A 17,051-nucleotide genomic window follows, 5' to 3' on the forward strand; every position below is an offset into this window, starting at 1 on the left:
GGTAGTCGGGTCGTGCGTTCAGCGGCGGACCAGGTGACGAGGACGCTCGAAGAACAGCGCGGCCACGGCTCCGAGCAGGATGACGCCCATCGGGAGGTAGAGGGACTCGGCGAGCGCGCGCGACAACCCGTCGGCTACCACGGGCGGCAGTTCGGCAGAGGACGCTGCACCTGCCGCTGGGCCTGCCGGGCCATCTGCCCCGAGGCGGGCGGTGATTCGTGCCTGCATCAGCACCGCGATCGCGGCACTGCCCAGGACGGCCCCCAGTTGACGGGTGGTGTTGTAGACGCCCGCCCCGGCCCCCGCCTGGGCCATCGGCAGGTTGCGGGTCGCGGTGGTGGACAGCGGCCCCCAGATCAGGGGGTTGGCCACGCCCAGGACGCCCGCGGCCACCAGTGCGTGCCACAGGGGCGCGGTCGGTGTCATGGCCTGCGTCATCAGCCACAGCCCCATTGCCAAGAGGGTGGTGCCGCAGCCGACGAGGATCCTCGGGTGGACCCGGTCGGTGAGCTGACCGGCATACCGCGCCAGCAGGAAGGAGAGCACCGACGAGGGTGCCATCACCAGGGCGGCCTCGGTGGGGGACAGGCCACGCACCGACTGCGCCCAGATGTAGAACGGGAAGATCATCGCGGTGATGGTGAAGCCCATCGTGGTGATGGCGACATTGGCAAGGGAGAAGTTTCGGTCGCCGAAGAGCCCGAGCGGGACCAGCGGCTCGCGTCGGTTGTGCGCCTGCCACCCGATGAAGAGGGCCAGCATGACCACCCCGACCGCAATGAGCAATGGCACCGAGACCCACGCCCAGATGGTGCCCCAGTCGTAGGTCTGTCCTTCCTGGATGCCGAACACGGCGCAGAACAGGCCGACGGCGCTGAGCACGACACCGAGCAGGTCGAACCGGTGCGAGTGGGTCTGGAGCCGGGGGACCAGACGCCAGGCGAGCACCCACCCGATCACCCCGACCGGCAGGTTGACGAAGAAGATCCACTCCCAGCCCAGGGAGTCCAGCAGGAGCCCACCCAGCAACGGACCCGCCAGGGTCGCCACGCCCGCGGTCGCGCCCCACAACGCCATCGCCGTGCCGCGCCGCTCAGCCGGGAACGTCCGGGTGATCACCGTCATCGTCTGCGGGGTCATCAGTGAGGCACCGAGGCCCTGGACCACGCGGGCCGCGACCAGGCCGGTCAGGCCCAGGTCCAGCTCGCCGGACAGGCCGCACCAGAGGGAGGCGAGGGTAAAGACCGCCAGACCCGTCAGATAGACGGGACGGGGACCGAAGCGGTCACCCAGTCGTCCGGTGACCAGGAGCGGGACGGCATACGCCAGGAGGTAGGCCGAACTGACCCACAGGACCCCGTTCACATCGGTGTCGAATGCCTCCATCAGCGTCGGGGTGGCCACCGACACGATGGTGGAGTCGACCAGGATCATGAAGAACCCGATCACCAGGGCCCACAGCGCGGGCCAGGGGCTGCCCTGCTCGGCGGGACGGGGTGCTGTCACAGCCGGTCACTGTACGCCCGCTGTCAGCGGCGTCCCCTAACTTAGGCACCGTGATTCGCGAGCGTCGACCCGAGGACTATGCGCCGCTGTGTCACGTGCTGGCCGAGCTCGGGTGGCCGCCCGGCGTCCGCACCGACGCTGACCGGCTCGTCTGGCTGCAGGAGCTGCGTGCCGAACGCGCGTGGGTCTTCGACGCGGCGCCGGTCACCGTGGCTCCCACTGGCAACGTCATCGGTCACCTCCAGATCGTGGCACCGGGGGAGGCGCAGGCACAGCTGGTGGCCGCCACCGGGCTCGCGGCGAACCACCTGCTGGTCCTCACGCGCCTGCTCGTGCGCCCGGGAGGAGCGGGGGAGGAGGGGATCCGCCGGTTCCTGCTGCGGGAGTCGATCCGGTTCTGTCGCTCCCGGGGCAGGACCGCCATCGTGGATCTGGCGAACAGTCCGGGCCTGACCGGGAGTCTGTGTGGCAGATACGGCTTCACTGCGCTCGCCCTGTCCGCGACCGGCGACGCTGCCATGATCCTCCGCGAGAAGGACGAATGAGATGACCGGGAAGATCGACGTCAAGAAGGAGCTGGACAGCTACCGGGCACGCAGTGGCGAGTTCCGGGTCCTGGACATGCCGCCACTGCGCTATCTCATGGTCGACGGCCACGGCGACCCCAACACCGCCCCGTCCTTCACCGCGGCTCTTGAGTCCCTCTATCCGGTGGCCTATGCCGCGAAGTTCGCAAGCCGTCGCGAGCTGGGACAGGACTATGTCGTGCCGCCGTTGGAGGGGCTGTGGTGGGCGGAGGACATGGACGCCTTCACTGCGGCCCGGGACAAGTCACGGTGGGACTGGACGATGATGTTGCTGGTGCCCGACTGGGTCCCCGCCGAACTGGTCGCGCCTGCCGTCCAGCAGGTCGGTGCCAAGACGACGCGACCAGCCCGGCTCGACGAGGTCCGGCTGGGGACACTGACCGAACGGCGGTGCGTGCAGACGCTGCATGTCGGCGCGTTCGACGACAAGGCAGCCGTCCTGGAGCGGATGCACCACGAGTTCATCCCCGCCCAGGGGCTCACCATGACGGGCACCCACCACGAGATCTATCTCAGCGACGCCCGCAGGGTTGTCCCGGACAAGCGACGCACCATCCTGCGGCAGCCGGTGACCGAGGTATGAACGCTGGCGAGGGCAGGAACTGCGGCCGAGGCCAGAGGACGCGACCCACCCTGAGCGCCGGCCAGGCACCGGGTCACCCGCACACGGAGGAGCAGCACGTGAGACCGCCGGATCGCCCGAACGCCCGCCGCGATCTGCCCTTTCTGCGGTCCGGACCGTTGTCCCACGTCCATGTGGACGCGTGGCCCCTGCTGGACGCCCACCTGGACCGGTGGGACTACACCCGGGTCGAGCTCGATGGACGCCGGATGACCTCGCGACCCGCGGCGCACCGGCACATCGGAGAGGCGTTCGGTTTCCCGGAGTGGTACGGCGCCGGATGGGACGCCTTCAACGACTGCATGGGCCAGTTCGTCGTCGACCACGATGGTGAGCGGGTGGCTGTGATCTGGCGGCACCTCGACGCGGCCGCGGCCACCGCTCCGGCCACGGTGGCGGAGGTCGGGTGGGGCCTTCTCGAGGTCCAGATCGGCGACCTGCCTGCTCAGAACCCGGCGAACACCACTCGCGTCGAGCTGGTCGTCTTCGCCGTCGGTGACGGTCCCGACTTCGACCGACCGGAGTGAGTGGACGGATGACTGATCGTCCCGAGGTTCCACCGGACTGGATCCGACGGCTGGAGCGGCTCTTCCGCACGCTTCCCGAGGCCTATCAGGAGCGCGCCTGGGTCGGCACCCGCTGGCGGGTCGGACAGGCCACCGTCGCGCACGTCTTCGGTGGCGAGGACCAGCTCTTCCGGGTTGTCTTCCGCGCCGACCTGTCCGAGGTGATGGCCTTCGAGCACTCCGGACCGCCCTTCTTCAAGGCTGGCTGGGGAGACAATGTTGTGGGCATCGTGCTGGATGAGGCCACGGACTGGGAGGAGTTGGGGGAGATGCTGATCGAGTCATACTGCCTCCAGGCGCCGGCACGGCTCGCAGAGCAGGTCGTCCGAGACCTGCCGTGAGCCTGCGGGCCGGGCTCATGGATGATGGAACGATGACGACACCTACGCCAGACGTGCTCGCTGCCCTCCGGAGCCTGCGCCAGTCGCGCCGGTTCCTCTCGACGCCTGTCGACGACAAGGACCTGCAGCAACTGCTGGAAGTGGCTCGCTGGACCGGCAGTGCCAAGAACACCCAACCGTGGCACCTGGTCGTGGTGACCGATCCGGAGACCAACCGCGCCCTGGCAGGTTGCGGGGACTTCGCCGGCTTCCTCGAGGGCGTCACCGCCTCGATCGTGGTGGCAGTCGAGGGGGAGAGCCGGGCCGTGGCCTACGACGACGGGCGGTTGCAGGAGCGCGTCATGCTCGCGGCGGCCTCCCTGGGTATCGGCAGTGGCACCGCCTGGTTCAGCACCGGCGAGTCTCGTCAGCGTGTCCGAGACCTGCTCGGGCTGCCCGAGAAGCTGGATCCCTGGTCGGCCATCGGCCTCGGCTACACCGACGTGTCACAGGCTCAGGCCGCACCTCAGCTGTCCGGGCGCAAGCCGCTCGAGGAGATCAGCAGTTGGGGCCGCTACGGCCAGCCCGCACCGCCGACGGCTCTCTAGCGCCACCCGTAGAAACTGTTCCCAGGGCCGGAGAAACTACTCGTCCGGCTCCCGGGGGTAGTCGTCCTCATCCTCGGCCACGGGTGTCGCCTGGTCGAGGCGGTCAGCCTGGTCTGCGGGAACGTCATCTGAGGTGGGGCTGGCCGGCACGTCGTCCTGGACGCCGTCAACCTCGAGGCGCTGATCCACGCGGTCACCCTCGCCGCCAGCGTCAGACTCGAATGGTGAAGTGCTCATCTGTGACCTCCATGGTTCACTCCAGCATCGGTTCACTCCAGCATCGAGCACCTCACGCTGGGCCGCAAGCGACTCGGCCACCCGGGCACACCCGCTCTCACACAGCCCCACTCACATAGCGCCGATAAGGCACATTATGTCAAGTAACGTTCGGAGTGCTGCTCAGATGAGTTCTCTGGCGGCCCCAGCCACTGCCCCACCACACCCGCCGCATCCTGATCGTCGAGTCGATCGCTGCGGCACAACAGCTGACGTGCCAGCGATCAGACAGAATGGCACGGTGACCCCTGCCGGCCGAATCGACGCCCACGCGCCCGCACCGAACCCTCTTGATCCCGTGGACCTCCTGTTGCTCGATGAACTCGGGGACCTTCCTCCGGGACGGATCGCCGTGCTCGACGACGCCCACGGCGGCTTGGCTGCGGCTCTGGCAGACCGGACAACCTCGGCCGTGGTGGCCCACAGTGACAGCCTTGTCAGCGAACGCCGGCTGACCGACCCGGCCGTGGAGGTTGTCCCCGACCTCGCGTCGGCTCTGGTCGGCGCCCAACTGGTGGTGCTCCGGCTGCCCAAGTCGCTGGACGCATTGGATGAGATGGCCCGGACTGCGGCACAGCTCGGCGCGGAGGATGTGCGCCTGGTCGCCGGTGGGCGAACCAAGCACATGACCCCGTCGATGAATGCGGTGCTCGCCGCGAGCTTCGAGAAGGTGCGAGCCAGCCTCGGTCGACAGAAGTCGCGCGTGTTGCATGCCGGGGTGGCCAAGAAGGTGAAGCAGGAGTGGCCACGGCAAAGACATCACGATGACCTGGGCCTGACCGTGCACGCTCACGGCGCTGTCTTCGCCGGAACCCGTGTGGATGCCGGGACGGCGCTCCTGATCAGCCAACTGCACCAACTCACGGACACCGACGGGACGGTCGTCGACCTCGGCTGCGGCACGGGCATCCTGGCCGCACTCCTCGCCCGCAGGTTCGCCCACGTGACGGCGATCGACGTGTCGGCCGCGGCTGTCGCCTCGGCGCGACTGACCACCGCCGGTCGCGTCGACGTGCGCCGCGTCGACGGACTGAGCGAGTGTGCCGACGCGTCGATCGCCACGGTCGTCAGCAACCCGCCCTTCCACGTGGGCACGACCAAGGACTCCACACCCACGTTGGACATGATTCACGATGCTGGACGGGTGCTGCTTTCCGGTGGCGAGCTGCTGATGGTCTTCAATGCGCACCTGCCCTATCTGCCTCGGCTCAAGCACCTGGGACCAACCGACATCCTGGCCCGCGACAAGGACTACCTGGTCACACGGACGATCCACGACTGAGCCGACTCCACGTCGCTCGAGTCGTCGTGAGTGCGCCCGCGATCATGGTGGCGCTGCAGGACGCTCAGTTCTCGGCGCGTCCGGCCCGCCAGTAGCCCATGAAGGACACCGAGCGCCGGTCGATGCCGAGGTCGCGGACCAGGTGCCGGCGAAGCGTCTTGATCACGCCGGCCTCCCCCGCAAGCCACGCCGACAGCTCACCCTCACAGCCGGCTCCCGGCGCGGCCAGCTCCCACAGCAGGTCGGCGTCGACGTCGACGTCCTCCAGGTCGGCTCCCCCGTCACTCCTGGTGCGTGCCATGGCGCCCGCGGCCTCCTGCACCGCCGGCACCAGCAGCTCGCCGTGCCGCCTGCCCTCCCGCCCCAGCCAGGTCACGGCGACCCCCTCGGGAGCCGACAGGTCCCACCGGTCCCCAACCTCCGGCACCTCCAGGAACGCTGCTCCGGTGACGTATGCCGGCAGCTGGCTCAGGATCGTGGCGATGGCTGGCACGGCGGTCTCGTCACCAGCGAGCAGCACCGGTCGGCCGCGCTCGGGCACTCTGAACTCCACGCCGCCGTGCGGCCCGTCGGCCAGGGCGTTGGGTCCCATCAGGACCAGTGGATCGCCAATCTGCACGCGGTTGGCCCACCGGGAGGCGGGACCGGAATCGCCGTGGAGGACGACGTCAACATCTACCTCGCGCTCCTCGGGTCGAACGGCTCTAGCGGTGTAGGTCCGTAGCGGATTGCGTTGGGCCTCAGGCAGTTCGCGCCAGCGCAGGAACCAGTCCTCACCACGCGGGAGGTGCTCAAAGCCACCGGTCACCGGGAACAGCAACTTGGTCCGGGCGTCGAAGCCGAGGTCGGCGTACTCCCCCAGGTCCTCCCCCGTGAAGGTCACCCGCAGGAAGCTCGGCGAGAGCCGCTCCAAGCGGGCGACGGTGACGTCGAAGTGCCGCCAGGTGAGGGCCGCTGTGGCGGTGGTCTGGGTCATGGGGGTTCCTCTCGATCAGGTGTCGCGGCCGCGGCTGCGCCACAGCAGGTAGATGAAGTAAGGCGTCCCGAGCAGTGCCGTGCCCACGCCCGCCGGGACCTGAATGGGCGCCAGGACACACCGCCCCAGGGTGTCCGCACCGGAGACGAGGATGGCCCCGAGCAGGATGGCGACCGGGATCACCCGGGAGTGTCGGGCGCCGACGAGGGCCCGTGCGGCATGGGGCGCGACCAGGCCGACGAAGGCCACGACGCCCGTGGCGACGACCGCGGCAGCGGTCAGCACGGCCGCGGTCCCCAGCAGCAACAGCCGCATCCGGTCGAGGGCCACGCCGAGCAGCCGCGGGGTGTCCTCGTCGAGCGCCACCACGTCCAGCTCGCGGCGCAGCAGCACGGCGACCGGGATGATGACCACGAGAGCGACGGCAACCGGGACCAGCTGCTCCATCGTGCGCCCATAGGTCGACCCGGCCAGCCAGGTCAGTGCGAGGTTCACCTCCCAGGGGCGGGTGACCACGATGAGCAGCGCGATCAGGGCCATCACCCCGGCCTGCATGCCCACCCCGATGAGCACCAACCTCGTGGAGCTCAGGCCACCACGGTGCGCCAGGGCGAACACGATGGAGGTGACCACCAGGGCCCCGACGACCGCCGAGGCGGACATGGGCCACAGACCGATGCCCGGCACCAGCAGGATCGCCCCGACGGCCCCGAGTCCCGCTCCCGAGGTGACGCCGAGCAGTCCCGGCTCGGCGAGCGGGTTGCGGCACACCGCCTGCACGATCGTGCCGGCCAGGGCCAGGGCAGCACCAGCGAGCAGAGCCGCCAGCACGCGCGGCACCCGGCGCCCCATTTCGAGAGTGACCTCCCGGCCGGAGATCCCGTCCAGCCAGTTGGCGACATCGCCCAGCAGGATCAACCGGTCCCCCAGCAGCACGGCTGCCAGGCCGGCACCGACCAGGGCGAGGCACAGGGAGGCCGACACCACGGCATACGTCCGGGTCGTGCGCGGTCGCCCCGGCCGCCCCGGTTGCCCCGAGGAGTCCAGACCGATCCCCCGGTCGGGCAACCGCCGGGCGAACCACACCAACAGGGCCGCGCCGACCACGCTGGTCACCACACCGGTCGGGACCGCGGTCGTCATCGCACTCGGCACCACGAGCCGCAGCGCCACATCGGCCCCCAGCACCACCACGATGCCGACCAGCGCAGCAAACGGCAGCAGGACGAGGTGCCGGCCCAGGCCCGGGACCCGACGAGCGACCATGCGGGCGATCAGCGGTGCTGAGAGGCCAACGAAGCCGATCGGTCCGGCGACCGTCACCGAGAGGGCCGCGAGCAGCACGGCGACCAGAATCGAGGCGACGCGGGCCCGGCGAACCGAGATCCCGAGCACGGAGGCGGCGTCGTCGCCGAGGGCCAGCAGGTCCATCCGCCGGGCCAGCGCGAGGGCGCAGACCACGCCCACGACCAGGACCGGCAGCGCCAGGGTGAGGGTGCGCGTGCCCGACTGGACGATGGACCCACTCCCCCAGGCGAACAGCCCCATCGTCTCCTGCTCGAACAGGACCAACAGCATCGTCACCAGCGAGTGCAGCGCGAGGGTGATCGCGGAGCCGGCCAGGATGAGCCTGGTCGGGCCGTCGGCGCCGCCCCGGGACAATCCCATGACGAGCATCGCCGCGGCCAGCCCACCGGCAAAGGCGAGGGTTCCCTGCAGATAGAAGGGCACCGCCAGACCCAGCACCGCCACCGTGACCACGGCGAGATAGGCACCCGCGTTCACCGCCAGGGTGTCGGGCGAGGCCAGCGGGTTGCGCGCCACCGACTGCAGCAGCGCGCCCGAGACGCCGAGGGCCACCCCCACCAGGAGACCGGCGAGGAGCCGCGGCAGCCGCGAGGCGAGCAGCACGGACGCGGTCTCATCCAGTGCCTCTCCCCCGGTCGCCCACTGCCAGAGGTCACCCGCACCGACCGCCGCGGTGCCCTGCGTCAGGTGCACCCCCGCGACCAGCAGACCCAGGGCTGCCATCGCCAGGAAGGCGGTGGTGATGCCGCCGACCGAAATGCGCTGGCGCCCCGGGCCCGCGCCGGACGCCCCCTGCGCGCCCGGCGCCCCCGGATCGGCCGGACCCCCCGGGGCACCCGCAGCGGACCGACCACGCTCAGGTGCGCGGTCGGTCTGCGGCGTGATGTTGGTCGTGCTCACCCCTCGGACGTCAGGGCATCCACGGTGGCGTCGATGAACGCCTCACCGGACAGGGGACCGCCGAACATCCAGATGCCGTCCGGGATCCGGTGCACCTGGTCTGCGGTCACGAAGGGCAGCTGCTGCCAGATCGGATTGTCCGCCAAGCCGTCGGCGAAGGGGTCCGCCTCCGAGTCGTTGGCCGCGTAGATGAAGTGCAGCTCATCCAGCGCGGTGAGCCCTTCGACGTCGGTCTGGGCCAATCCGTAGTCAGGATCGCCGCCCTCGGTCCAGGCGTTCACCAGCCCCAGCTCCTCACCAAGGGCACCGAAATAGGACCCCGGCGTGAACATCCGGACCGACACGACCCCGTTGTTGAGCCAGCCGTCGGCCATCACGAACTCCTCACCGGCCAGGCCGGCGTCCTCGATCGCCGCCTGCCCCTCGGCCACCGTCTCATCGAACTGCGCCAGGGCCTGCTCGGCCTTGTCCTCGGTCCCCGTGGCCGTCCCCAGCAGTTCGACCGTCGAACGCATGTAGGCCAGCGGGTCCGCACTGTCCGATCCCCGCACGGTCAGGACGGGGGCGATGTCCTCGAGCTGACCGATCACGTTGTCCGGTAGGTCCGTCGTGGTGACGATCAGGTCGGGTTCCAGGGCGGTGATGTCGGAGAGGCTGGGCTCCCCGCGGGTCCCGACGTCGACAATGCCCTCCGGGTCGAGCGGGGCGACGGTGTCCCACGTGTTGTAGCCCTCGATGTCGGCCTGGCCCACGGGCTCGATGCCCAACGCCAGCAGGTTCTCGGTCAAGCCCCACTCCAGCGAGACCACTTCGTCCGCCGGCTCCTCAAGGGTGTGCTCGCCGCGCTCGTCGGTGTAGGTGACCGGTCCCTCGCTCGCACCGGCAGCGTCGTCATCGGTCGCGCTGCCAGCTCCGGGGGCCTCGGTGGCGGACCCGCCCGTGTCTGCGCTGTCTTCGCTCTGGCCGCCTGCTGGCGCGTCCGCGGAGGCCTCACTGGTCTGGGGATCTCCGCCAGGGTCCGGCTCCTCGGTGGTCCCACAGGCCGTGAGGGCCAGTGCCGAGACGAGCAGGGTGCTCGTGATCAGGGCGTGACGGGGCAGGGGCATGTCAGATTCCTTGTCGTATGCCGTCCGCTGGGCGGGCGGGATCGTCCCCCATGGGGGGTGGTCGGGTTCTGTCAGAACGTGCTGTGCGGCGCTAGTCGGCTTCTGTCAGAACGTGCGGGGCACCGCTAGACGGCGGCTGGCTGTGCATGCTCCGCCGGGATGCGGCCGAGCTGGGCGTGATGCGGGACGAGCGGTGCAGGCTGGCGAGCAGCTGCGTGGCGGCTGCGCGGTTCGCAGACCGGGCGCTGTGACACGGGGTGGGCGTGCACGTCGACGTGGATGCCGTAGACCTCGGAGAGCAACTCCGTGGTCAAGACCTCCCCCGGTGTGCCCACAGCCCGGACGCCCCCGTGCTGCAGGAGAACCACCCGGTCGGCAACGGTCGCCGCATGGTTCAGGTCGTGCAGCACGACACCGATGGCCACCCTGTGCTCCGTGGCCAGGTCGCGGACCAGGTCCAGCAGATCCATCTGATAGCGCAGGTCGAGGTGGTTGGTCGGCTCGTCCAGAAGCAGCACCTCGGTGTCCTGGGCCAGGCAGGTGGCCAGCCACACCCGCTGCAGTTCACCACCGGAGAGCTCGTCGACGCCTCGCCCAGCCATCTCGCTGACGCCGGTGATGTCCAGGGCGTGCTCGATAGCGCGTGGCCCATCGGGGTCCGAGGTCCGGAAGCGGCCCCGGTAGGGGTGCCGCCCGAAGCCGACGACGTCACGCACCGTCACGCCACCGGGTGTGGGCCTGCTCTGGGAGAGCATGGTGACCCGCCTGGCGAACGCCTTGGGGTGCAGCGTCATCACGTCCTCGACGTCCTCCAGCGACACAGCGCCGGTCTCGGCCCGGTGCAGCCTGGCCAGCGAACGGAGCACCGTCGACTTGCCCGAACCGTTCGGGCCGATGAGGGCGGTCACGCAGCCACGCGTCAGGTCGAGGTCGACACCGTGCACGACCTCATGTGTGCCATAGGACAGGTGCAGGTTCGCACCGCTCAGCGCGGCTGGAAGAGCTGCCGGAAAACTACGGGCCATGAGGTGAGGCTAACCTAACTACCAACCTTTGCGCCACCCTCCGACTATGAGCGTGATCACACTCCCCCGGGTCCGAAACCTACCCGCCGAGGACGGCTACATCCGTATGCAGCAGCTCCCGGGCATCGGTGTCAAGGACTCGCTCCGGCTGAGGTCGTGCCGCACGCGCAGTGGCTCCGGATCTGCGTCGCCGGTGGTCTCAGTCATCCTGTCCGACAGTGCTTTCCATGCCGTCGACGGGCGAGCACGCGCATTCATTCTGGCGTCCTGTCCGGGCTGGCTCAGTGAGTCGTGGCCCCATCGTCCCCGGCCTGACTCAACGGCTCACGGTGTCGTAGGACGTGTAGATCCCACCGGTCACTGAGCCTTCGGAACAGCTCGACCCCGCGGATTGAGTTGCCGTGACTGTCCAGGCGGGGCGACCAGGTGGCCAGGCCCAGGGACCCGGGGACCACGCCGAGCATCGCGCCAGAGACCCCGCTCTTGGCAGGCAGGCCCACCTGCGTCACCCAGCTCCCGCTGGCGTCATACATACCGCACGTCAGCATCACCGACAGCGTCTGCTGGACCACGCGCTCCTCAAACACCCGCTCCCCCGTCACCGGGTTGCGTCCGCCGGAGGCGAAGGTGGCCCCCATGACGGCTAGCTGGCCCGTGGTCACCTCCACCGAGCACTGCCGCAGATAGCCCTGGACGACCTCGTGCGGGTCATAGGTCAGCATCCCGGAAGAGGCGAGCATGTGGGCCAGGGCGAAGTTGCGGTCAGCACGGACCTGCTCAGCACGGAGCACCTCCTCACTCACCTGCAGGTCGTCACCTGCCAGTGCGGAGTAACGCTCCAGCAGCAGTTGCTCCCGCTCCTCGAGCGTGTCGCCCGGCACCAGCCCCTGGGCCATGATGGCGCCGGCGTTGATGAGCGGGTTGAACGGCCTCCCGTCATCGAGCTGGGACAGCTCATTGAAGGCTTCACCGGACGGCTCGACACCGATGAAGGCCAGCACCCGATCCAGACCGCACTCCTGCAGGGCCACGGCGTAGGTGAACGCCTTGGAGACCGACTGAAGCGCGAACGTGCGGTCGTGCTGACCTGCTCCGACGACCTCGCCGTCGGTGGTGCACACAGCTGCCGCCAGGGCGTCGTGATCCCTGCGTTGGACATCACGGAGGTAGTCAGCCGGTTCCCCCCAACCAAACTCCCGCGCCTCCTCCAGGGTGGCGACGAGATCTTCGTGCACGCGCGGGTCGGTCATGTGACAACTGTGACAGAACGGTGGCCCGTTGACGTCGCCAGCGGCGTGCGGTCATCCGCGACTGTGAGCGTCCCACGCCAGTTGATGCCCACGACGGAATAGGCTGAGCCCGTGGAGGATCCGCAGACTCCCGAGGAGCATGCCGTCCTGACGGCTGGGCAAGCGACAACGACAGACACACCTGAGGCAACCAGCGTGGCTCCCCGCCGGGGTGCGACCGCCACCGGGCACCGCTCCTGGAGCGCCCGCCTCGGCCCTCCGTCGGTGCACAACCCCTTGCGCATGCCACGGCCCGGGACACCACACTCCTGCTACCCACCGCCGGCCGGCGACCGTTCCGACGGGATCCTGCGGCACCTTTCCACCCCAGGGATGACGGTGGGTCTCGTCACGCTCTGGGTGGCACTCTCCCCCAGCCTGCTGCCCAGGGCCTGGTGGATGACAGCCGTCAACGTCGGGGTCAGCATCGCCTACGGCTATGTCGTCGGGAGTCTGCTTGGGCACTTCGTGTCCTGGCTCGCTCGGCGGACCGACCTGCGGGTCGAGGTGAATGCCCGCTCGGACTGGGGCCTGCGCACAGCATGGCTGGCCATCCTGGTCATCGTCAGCGGCATCGTATGGATCCGGAGCCTGCACCAGCAGGAGCAGATCTCCCTGGTGGTGGGCGTGAACCGGGGTGGCGCCTTCAACCAGTTCATCGGCGTCCTCGCCGGCGTCGCGCTCCTCTGGCTGCTGGTGCTGATGGGCCGCGGCCTGCGCCGGCTGTGGCGACACGTGAAGCGCCTGGTCGAGCCTGTGCTGCCTGCTCCACTGGAAGGCCTCGTGGCCACCGTCATCCTGCTGGTCGTCCTACTGTTCGTCAGCGAGACGGTCGTCTACCAACGTGCCCTCAACTGGGCACTGGGCAACGCCACCCAACTCAGCCAGACCTCCCCCGAGGGACGCACCGCTCCACCGGAACCGCAACGCTCAGGCAGCCCAGCGTCATACGAGACCTGGGAGTCCTTGGGGCGAGAGGGTCAGATGTTCGTCTCAGACGGCCCGCGAGCCTCTGACATCGAGGCGGTGACCGGCGAGTCGGCCATGGAGCCGATCCGGGTCTATGCGGGCAAAGCAGAGCACGACGTGGTGGAAGATGCGGCGCGGGCCGCGGCGGCCGAGCTCGTGCGTGCCGGCGGCCTGGATCGGTCCATCGTCAACGTCTCCACGACGACAGGCACCGGCTTCGTTCAGGAGTGGTCGGTGCAGGCGCTGGAGTTCCTCACCGGAGGCGACGTGGCCACGGTCTCCATGCAGTACAGCTACTTTCCCAGCGGCCTGGCCTACATCTCCGACCGCGACACTCCGCCGCGGGCGGGTCGTGCACTGTTCGAGGCGGTCGAGGCCGAGATCCAGGCGCTGCCCGAGGCCCAGCGACCGCGCCTGTTCGCCAGCGGAGAGTCACTGGGGTCGTTCGGTGGGCAAGGTGCGTTCGAGAACGCCCAGGACATGCTGTCCCGGGTCGACGGAGCCATGTGGACCGGGACTCCGCGGTTCACTCCCCTGTGGAGTTCACTCACCGAGAGCCGCCGGGAGGGCAGCCCCGAGATCGCTCCGGTGATCGACAACGGTCGGCACATCCGGTTCGCCACGCGTCCGCTCGAGCTGACCGAGGACTTGTATGGCGCGCCCTTCGTGAACTGGGAGGAGCCGCGGATCGTCTACGGCCAGCACGCCTCGGACCCGGTCGTGTGGTGGTCCTGGGATCTGCTCTGGCAGGAGCCGGACTGGCTCCGTGAGCAGGTCGGCCGCGACGTCTCCCCCGACCTGAGCTGGGAGCGGTGGGTCACCTTCTGGCAGATCGCGAGCGACATGCCGCTGTCCGTGGACGTGGCGCCCGGCCACGGCCACGAGTACACGGACGAGATGGTCCCCCTCTGGGCGGGTGTCCTCGGGATGGATCCGGTGGCGGACTACTCGGAGATCATCGCCGCCATTGATGCCCTGGTGCTGGAGCGCTGAGACATCCACAGCCCTGGTATGCCGAGTCGTTGCCTCCACAGGCCCGGCACCTGATCTGGTGCCGGGCAGGGAGTATCGCGAGGGTCGAGTGATGAGCCAACCGAGCACCAGTGCGCAAGACGCCACCGTCGAGACGGTGAACTCAATTCACCTCCTCGGGCGGGTCAGTTGGGGACCCGAAGCCCGTGTCCTCCCCAGCGGCGATGAGATCGTCTTGTTTCGGCTCGTCGTGCCCCGCGCCGCCAGACGCGGCACACGACAGCGAGGAGGAGGCCCGGCAGATCCGGGCCAGCCATCTCCCCGCACTCAGGTCGACGCGATTGAGGTGGCCTGCTGGAGCGCGCGGACCCGTGCCGCCGCCCTGCGGCTGTCGATTGATGACTATGCCGACATCGAGGGCAGTCTGCACCGCCGGTTCTATGCAGGGAGTCAGGGCCGCGTGTCACGCTATGAGGTGGAAGCGCGCAGATTGCGCCGCGTCCGCTCGTAACTCCCTGCAGATAGTTCTCCACAGGCTGAGTCGACTCTTGCAGCCTTAGCACATATGTGCTAGCCTGTGTGTACGAAGCGAACCACGATGGGGTAGGCGCAGAGGGGGTGTTGGTGGTGCGAGGACGTGAGGTGCTGGGGGACCACCTGGAGGATCTGCTGGGGCGGGAGCTGGCCAAGCAGGCCCTGGAGGGCACGCTGGGCCGCCACGCATCTGATCGCTCGGCGGGTCGCGATTCTGCGGATCGCTCGGCGATGGATCGCAATGTGAGTCTGGCTGCGGGGGTGGAGCCGTGGTTCGAGCTGGACCCGTCGCTGTTCGAGGACCTCCCGATCGAGGGCTACCTGCCGCGGGTCTCGGTCTACGTGGACGCGGCCATCGCCAACGATGACGGCACCGCCGACGATGACGCCAGCACCGACGCGCACGTTGCCACCGCCGACACCTGGCTCGCTGGCCAGGCCAGCCCCGACAGCCAGGGCCAGCGGGCACACCAGGACCCGAGCCAGGATCCGGCGCTGGTGCCTGCGGTGGATCGGTTGCGGTCGGTGTTGGACGAGTTCGGGGTGTGCGAGGCCATGGTGGAGAACCTCACCGACCTGGTGCAGGCGTGCGCGACGGTGGGCACCGCTTCTGGTGGTGGGTTGGCCGCGCCCTCGGTCGTGGCCCAGGGCCAGGCCCTCCTCGGGTCGATTGAGACCCTCACCACGGCCACAGCCCAGTTGGAGGGGTTGGTCCTGGTCGCGGCCCGGGAGCTGACCGCGACCCACGGCCACCTCCTCCTGGCCGATAAGGGCGCGGCCTGCCCGGAAGACCTCACGCGTGGTCAACGGGAGAAGTGGCGGGCCCGCGCGAAACGGGTGACCCGCGCCGAACTCGCCGCCGCGATCGGGTGGGTCCCCGGCGAGATCAGCGACTTGGTGGCCCTGGCCAACACCCCCACGGCCGTGTTGTCCCCGGTGCTGGGCTCCCTGGCCCGCGGGGAAAGCACCTGGCGGCTAGCCCGCCGCTACCACCGCCAAGCCGGCCCCCTGACCACCCAAGACGCCGCGGCCCTCGCAACCGGGCTCTTCGGTGACGACCCAACCCTGGCCGTGACCGAACGCCTCGACTCGGCCGGGGACTGGACCAGCGGCCCCTGGTACCACCAAGAGTTCTACCGGGCACTAGACCGCGAAGTCCGCAAAATCACCGACCGCGACCCCGAGACCACCAAACGCACCCGAGAAGCCAACCTCGCCGCCAACGACCTCCGGTTGAACCTGGACGAACACGGCACCGGGGCCCTGATGATCGGATGCACCGCCACCCAGGGCGCCGCGATCACCGACCGCATCGAACACGCCGCACGCACCGCCCGCGCCGCCGGCGACCCCAGGACCCTGCGCGAACTCCGCGTCGCGACCGCCCTGACCCTGCTGCTCCACGGCACCGCCGACCTCACCGACCTCCCCCAGGACCCCGACCTGATCACCACCGAACAGACCGGGCAACTCACCAAGATCCTGCACGCCCTGCCCACCGCCGAACTCAACGTCATCATCCCCCTCACCACCCTCCTAGGCACCACCCCCACCGGCCTGACCACCACCCCCGAAAACCGTGGCACCGGAAACCTGGGCACCGGTGTGGGTCTCGATGCCGAGGGCAGACCCATCCCCACCGCCTTCGCTCCCCAGCCCGGGACCGAGGACGCCACGACCGGCACGGCCGGCACGGCCGGCACAATTGGGACAGCAGAGACGGCAGGGACCGAGGCCTCGTGCAGGTGTGCCTGCACCTGCGACGCCACCAACTCGGCCAGAGCGCCCGGTGCTGCTCCCGGAGCTCGGGCAGGACAAGACCGCCTGCCCCCAGGAGACGACCGTCCTGGCCCCGGCACGACGGGACAAGACCGCTGCGACCTCGGCCGGGCAGGTGAAGACCGCCTGCCACCGGGAGAAGGCCGTCCGCTGCCAGGGCTGGACTGTCCCGGTCCGGGTGGTGAGGTGGGGGTCGGTGAGGTCATCGGTAAACATTCGCTGTTCCTGGCTGCTGATGAGGTCCGGACGTTGGCGTTGACACCGGGCTCGACGATGTACCGACTGCTGACTGACCCGGCCACCGGGGTCCTGATCGAACGCTCCACCACCGCCTACCGGTTCGACACGACCATGCGAGCCCACATCATCGCCGCCGACGTCTTCTGCCGCGCCCCCGGCTGCCTACGCCCCGCCACCCTGGCCCAA

15 protein-coding genes and 1 pseudogene are annotated in these 17,051 nt (G+C 69.4%); 9 read left to right on the forward strand and 7 right to left on the reverse strand.

All coding sequences use genetic code 11. The features are described 5' to 3' along the window. Positions 1–18: 18 nt before the first annotated feature. Positions 19–1,506: a DHA2 family efflux MFS transporter permease subunit gene (locus DPQ65_RS05890; RefSeq protein ID WP_272947639.1), complete on the reverse strand. Its 1,488-nt coding sequence runs from the start codon at positions 1,504–1,506 to the stop codon at positions 19–21. A 50-nt stretch (positions 1,507–1,556) separates the two neighbouring features. Between DPQ65_RS05890 and DPQ65_RS05895 the strand changes: the two genes are divergently transcribed. The 5 genes from DPQ65_RS05895 (at position 1,557) to DPQ65_RS05915 (ending at position 4,209) form a co-directional block, all read left to right on the forward strand. Continuing rightward, the gene (locus tag DPQ65_RS05895) at positions 1,557–2,051 is read left to right on the forward strand and encodes a hypothetical protein (protein ID WP_162802033.1); all 495 of its coding nucleotides are present in this window, start codon (positions 1,557–1,559) and stop codon (positions 2,049–2,051) included. Between the two features lies 1 nt (position 2,052). Further along, positions 2,053–2,676 (forward strand): GyrI-like domain-containing protein, encoded by a 624-nt coding sequence (locus tag DPQ65_RS05900; RefSeq protein WP_114906444.1) that lies wholly within the window; start codon positions 2,053–2,055, stop codon positions 2,674–2,676. Positions 2,677–2,774: 98 nt separating this feature from the next. Continuing rightward, entirely contained in the window at positions 2,775–3,242 is a 468-nt protein-coding gene (locus DPQ65_RS05905) for a barstar family protein (RefSeq protein ID WP_162802034.1), read from the forward strand. Positions 3,243–3,250: 8 nt separating this feature from the next. Continuing rightward, positions 3,251–3,622: an MmcQ/YjbR family DNA-binding protein gene (locus DPQ65_RS05910; protein ID WP_114906446.1), complete on the forward strand. Its 372-nt coding sequence runs from the start codon at positions 3,251–3,253 to the stop codon at positions 3,620–3,622. Positions 3,623–3,654: 32 nt separating this feature from the next. Further along, a complete protein-coding gene (locus DPQ65_RS05915; RefSeq protein ID WP_162802035.1) occupies positions 3,655–4,209 on the forward strand; it encodes a nitroreductase family protein in 555 nt (184 codons plus the stop codon). A 36-nt stretch (positions 4,210–4,245) separates the two neighbouring features. On the opposite strand, the gene DPQ65_RS05920 is transcribed toward DPQ65_RS05915, so the two are convergent. Continuing rightward, positions 4,246–4,446 carry a hypothetical protein gene (locus tag DPQ65_RS05920; protein ID WP_114906448.1) on the reverse strand — a complete coding sequence of 67 codons (201 nt, stop codon included), beginning with the start codon at positions 4,444–4,446 and terminating at the stop codon, positions 4,246–4,248. A 280-nt stretch (positions 4,447–4,726) separates the two neighbouring features. Here DPQ65_RS05920 and DPQ65_RS05925 point away from each other — a divergent pair, with 280 nt between their 5' ends. Continuing rightward, positions 4,727–5,767 carry a class I SAM-dependent methyltransferase gene (locus DPQ65_RS05925; protein WP_162802036.1) on the forward strand — a complete coding sequence of 347 codons (1,041 nt, stop codon included), beginning with the start codon at positions 4,727–4,729 and terminating at the stop codon, positions 5,765–5,767. A gap of 64 nt (positions 5,768–5,831) precedes the next feature. Here DPQ65_RS05925 and DPQ65_RS05930 read toward each other — a convergent pair whose 3' ends face one another. From DPQ65_RS05930 to glsA, 5 genes are all read right to left on the reverse strand, one after another. Continuing rightward, complete coding sequence (locus DPQ65_RS05930; protein ID WP_114906450.1) at positions 5,832–6,743, reverse strand: siderophore-interacting protein; 912 nt, start codon at positions 6,741–6,743, stop codon at positions 5,832–5,834. Between the two features lie 15 nt (positions 6,744–6,758). Next, complete coding sequence (locus DPQ65_RS05935; protein ID WP_238146708.1) at positions 6,759–8,951, reverse strand: iron ABC transporter permease; 2,193 nt, start codon at positions 8,949–8,951, stop codon at positions 6,759–6,761. Next, positions 8,948–10,057, reverse strand: a complete 1,110-nt coding sequence (locus tag DPQ65_RS05940) for an ABC transporter substrate-binding protein (RefSeq protein WP_114906451.1) — start codon at positions 10,055–10,057, stop codon at positions 8,948–8,950. Before DPQ65_RS05940 ends, DPQ65_RS05935 begins: the two co-directional genes overlap by 4 nt. A 125-nt stretch (positions 10,058–10,182) precedes the next feature. Further along, a complete protein-coding gene (locus DPQ65_RS05945) occupies positions 10,183–11,082 on the reverse strand; it encodes an ABC transporter ATP-binding protein (RefSeq protein WP_114906452.1) in 900 nt (299 codons plus the stop codon). 281 nt (positions 11,083–11,363) lie between these two features. After that, positions 11,364–12,332: a glutaminase A gene (glsA, locus tag DPQ65_RS05950; protein WP_114906453.1), complete on the reverse strand. Its 969-nt coding sequence runs from the start codon at positions 12,330–12,332 to the stop codon at positions 11,364–11,366. Positions 12,333–12,704: 372 nt separating this feature from the next. Here glsA and DPQ65_RS05955 point away from each other — a divergent pair, with 372 nt between their 5' ends. The 3 genes and pseudogenes from DPQ65_RS05955 to DPQ65_RS05965 form a co-directional block, all read left to right on the forward strand. Beyond that, complete coding sequence (locus DPQ65_RS05955; protein WP_162802037.1) at positions 12,705–14,333, forward strand: alpha/beta hydrolase; 1,629 nt, start codon at positions 12,705–12,707, stop codon at positions 14,331–14,333. Positions 14,334–14,424: 91 nt separating this feature from the next. Continuing rightward, complete coding sequence (locus DPQ65_RS05960; RefSeq protein ID WP_114906455.1) at positions 14,425–14,823, forward strand: single-stranded DNA-binding protein; 399 nt, start codon at positions 14,425–14,427, stop codon at positions 14,821–14,823. Positions 14,824–14,939: 116 nt separating this feature from the next. Next, positions 14,940–17,051 (forward strand): annotated as a pseudogene (locus tag DPQ65_RS05965) (hypothetical protein); the annotation flags it as partial.

Source organism: Ornithinimicrobium murale (assembly GCF_003352835.1).
In the GTDB taxonomy this organism is placed as follows: domain Bacteria; phylum Actinomycetota; class Actinomycetes; order Actinomycetales; family Dermatophilaceae; genus Ornithinicoccus; species Ornithinicoccus muralis.

Coding starts and splice junctions, on each gene's coding strand:
- DPQ65_RS05900 (WP_114906444.1), top strand. CDS start 2,053: ATGACCGGGAAGATCGACGTCAAGAAGGAGCTGGACAGCTACCGGGCA.
- DPQ65_RS05910 (WP_114906446.1), top strand. CDS start 3,251: ATGACTGATCGTCCCGAGGTTCCACCGGACTGGATCCGACGGCTGGAG.
- DPQ65_RS05915 (WP_162802035.1), top strand. CDS start 3,655: ATGACGACACCTACGCCAGACGTGCTCGCTGCCCTCCGGAGCCTGCGC.
- DPQ65_RS05920 (WP_114906448.1), bottom strand. CDS start 4,446: ATGAGCACTTCACCATTCGAGTCTGACGCTGGCGGCGAGGGTGACCGC.
- DPQ65_RS05930 (WP_114906450.1), bottom strand. CDS start 6,743: ATGACCCAGACCACCGCCACAGCGGCCCTCACCTGGCGGCACTTCGAC.
- DPQ65_RS05940 (WP_114906451.1), bottom strand. CDS start 10,057: ATGCCCCTGCCCCGTCACGCCCTGATCACGAGCACCCTGCTCGTCTCG.
- DPQ65_RS05945 (WP_114906452.1), bottom strand. CDS start 11,082: ATGGCCCGTAGTTTTCCGGCAGCTCTTCCAGCCGCGCTGAGCGGTGCG.
- glsA (WP_114906453.1), bottom strand. CDS start 12,332: ATGACCGACCCGCGCGTGCACGAAGATCTCGTCGCCACCCTGGAGGAG.
- DPQ65_RS05955 (WP_162802037.1), top strand. CDS start 12,705: ATGACGGTGGGTCTCGTCACGCTCTGGGTGGCACTCTCCCCCAGCCTG.
- DPQ65_RS05960 (WP_114906455.1), top strand. CDS start 14,425: ATGAGCCAACCGAGCACCAGTGCGCAAGACGCCACCGTCGAGACGGTG.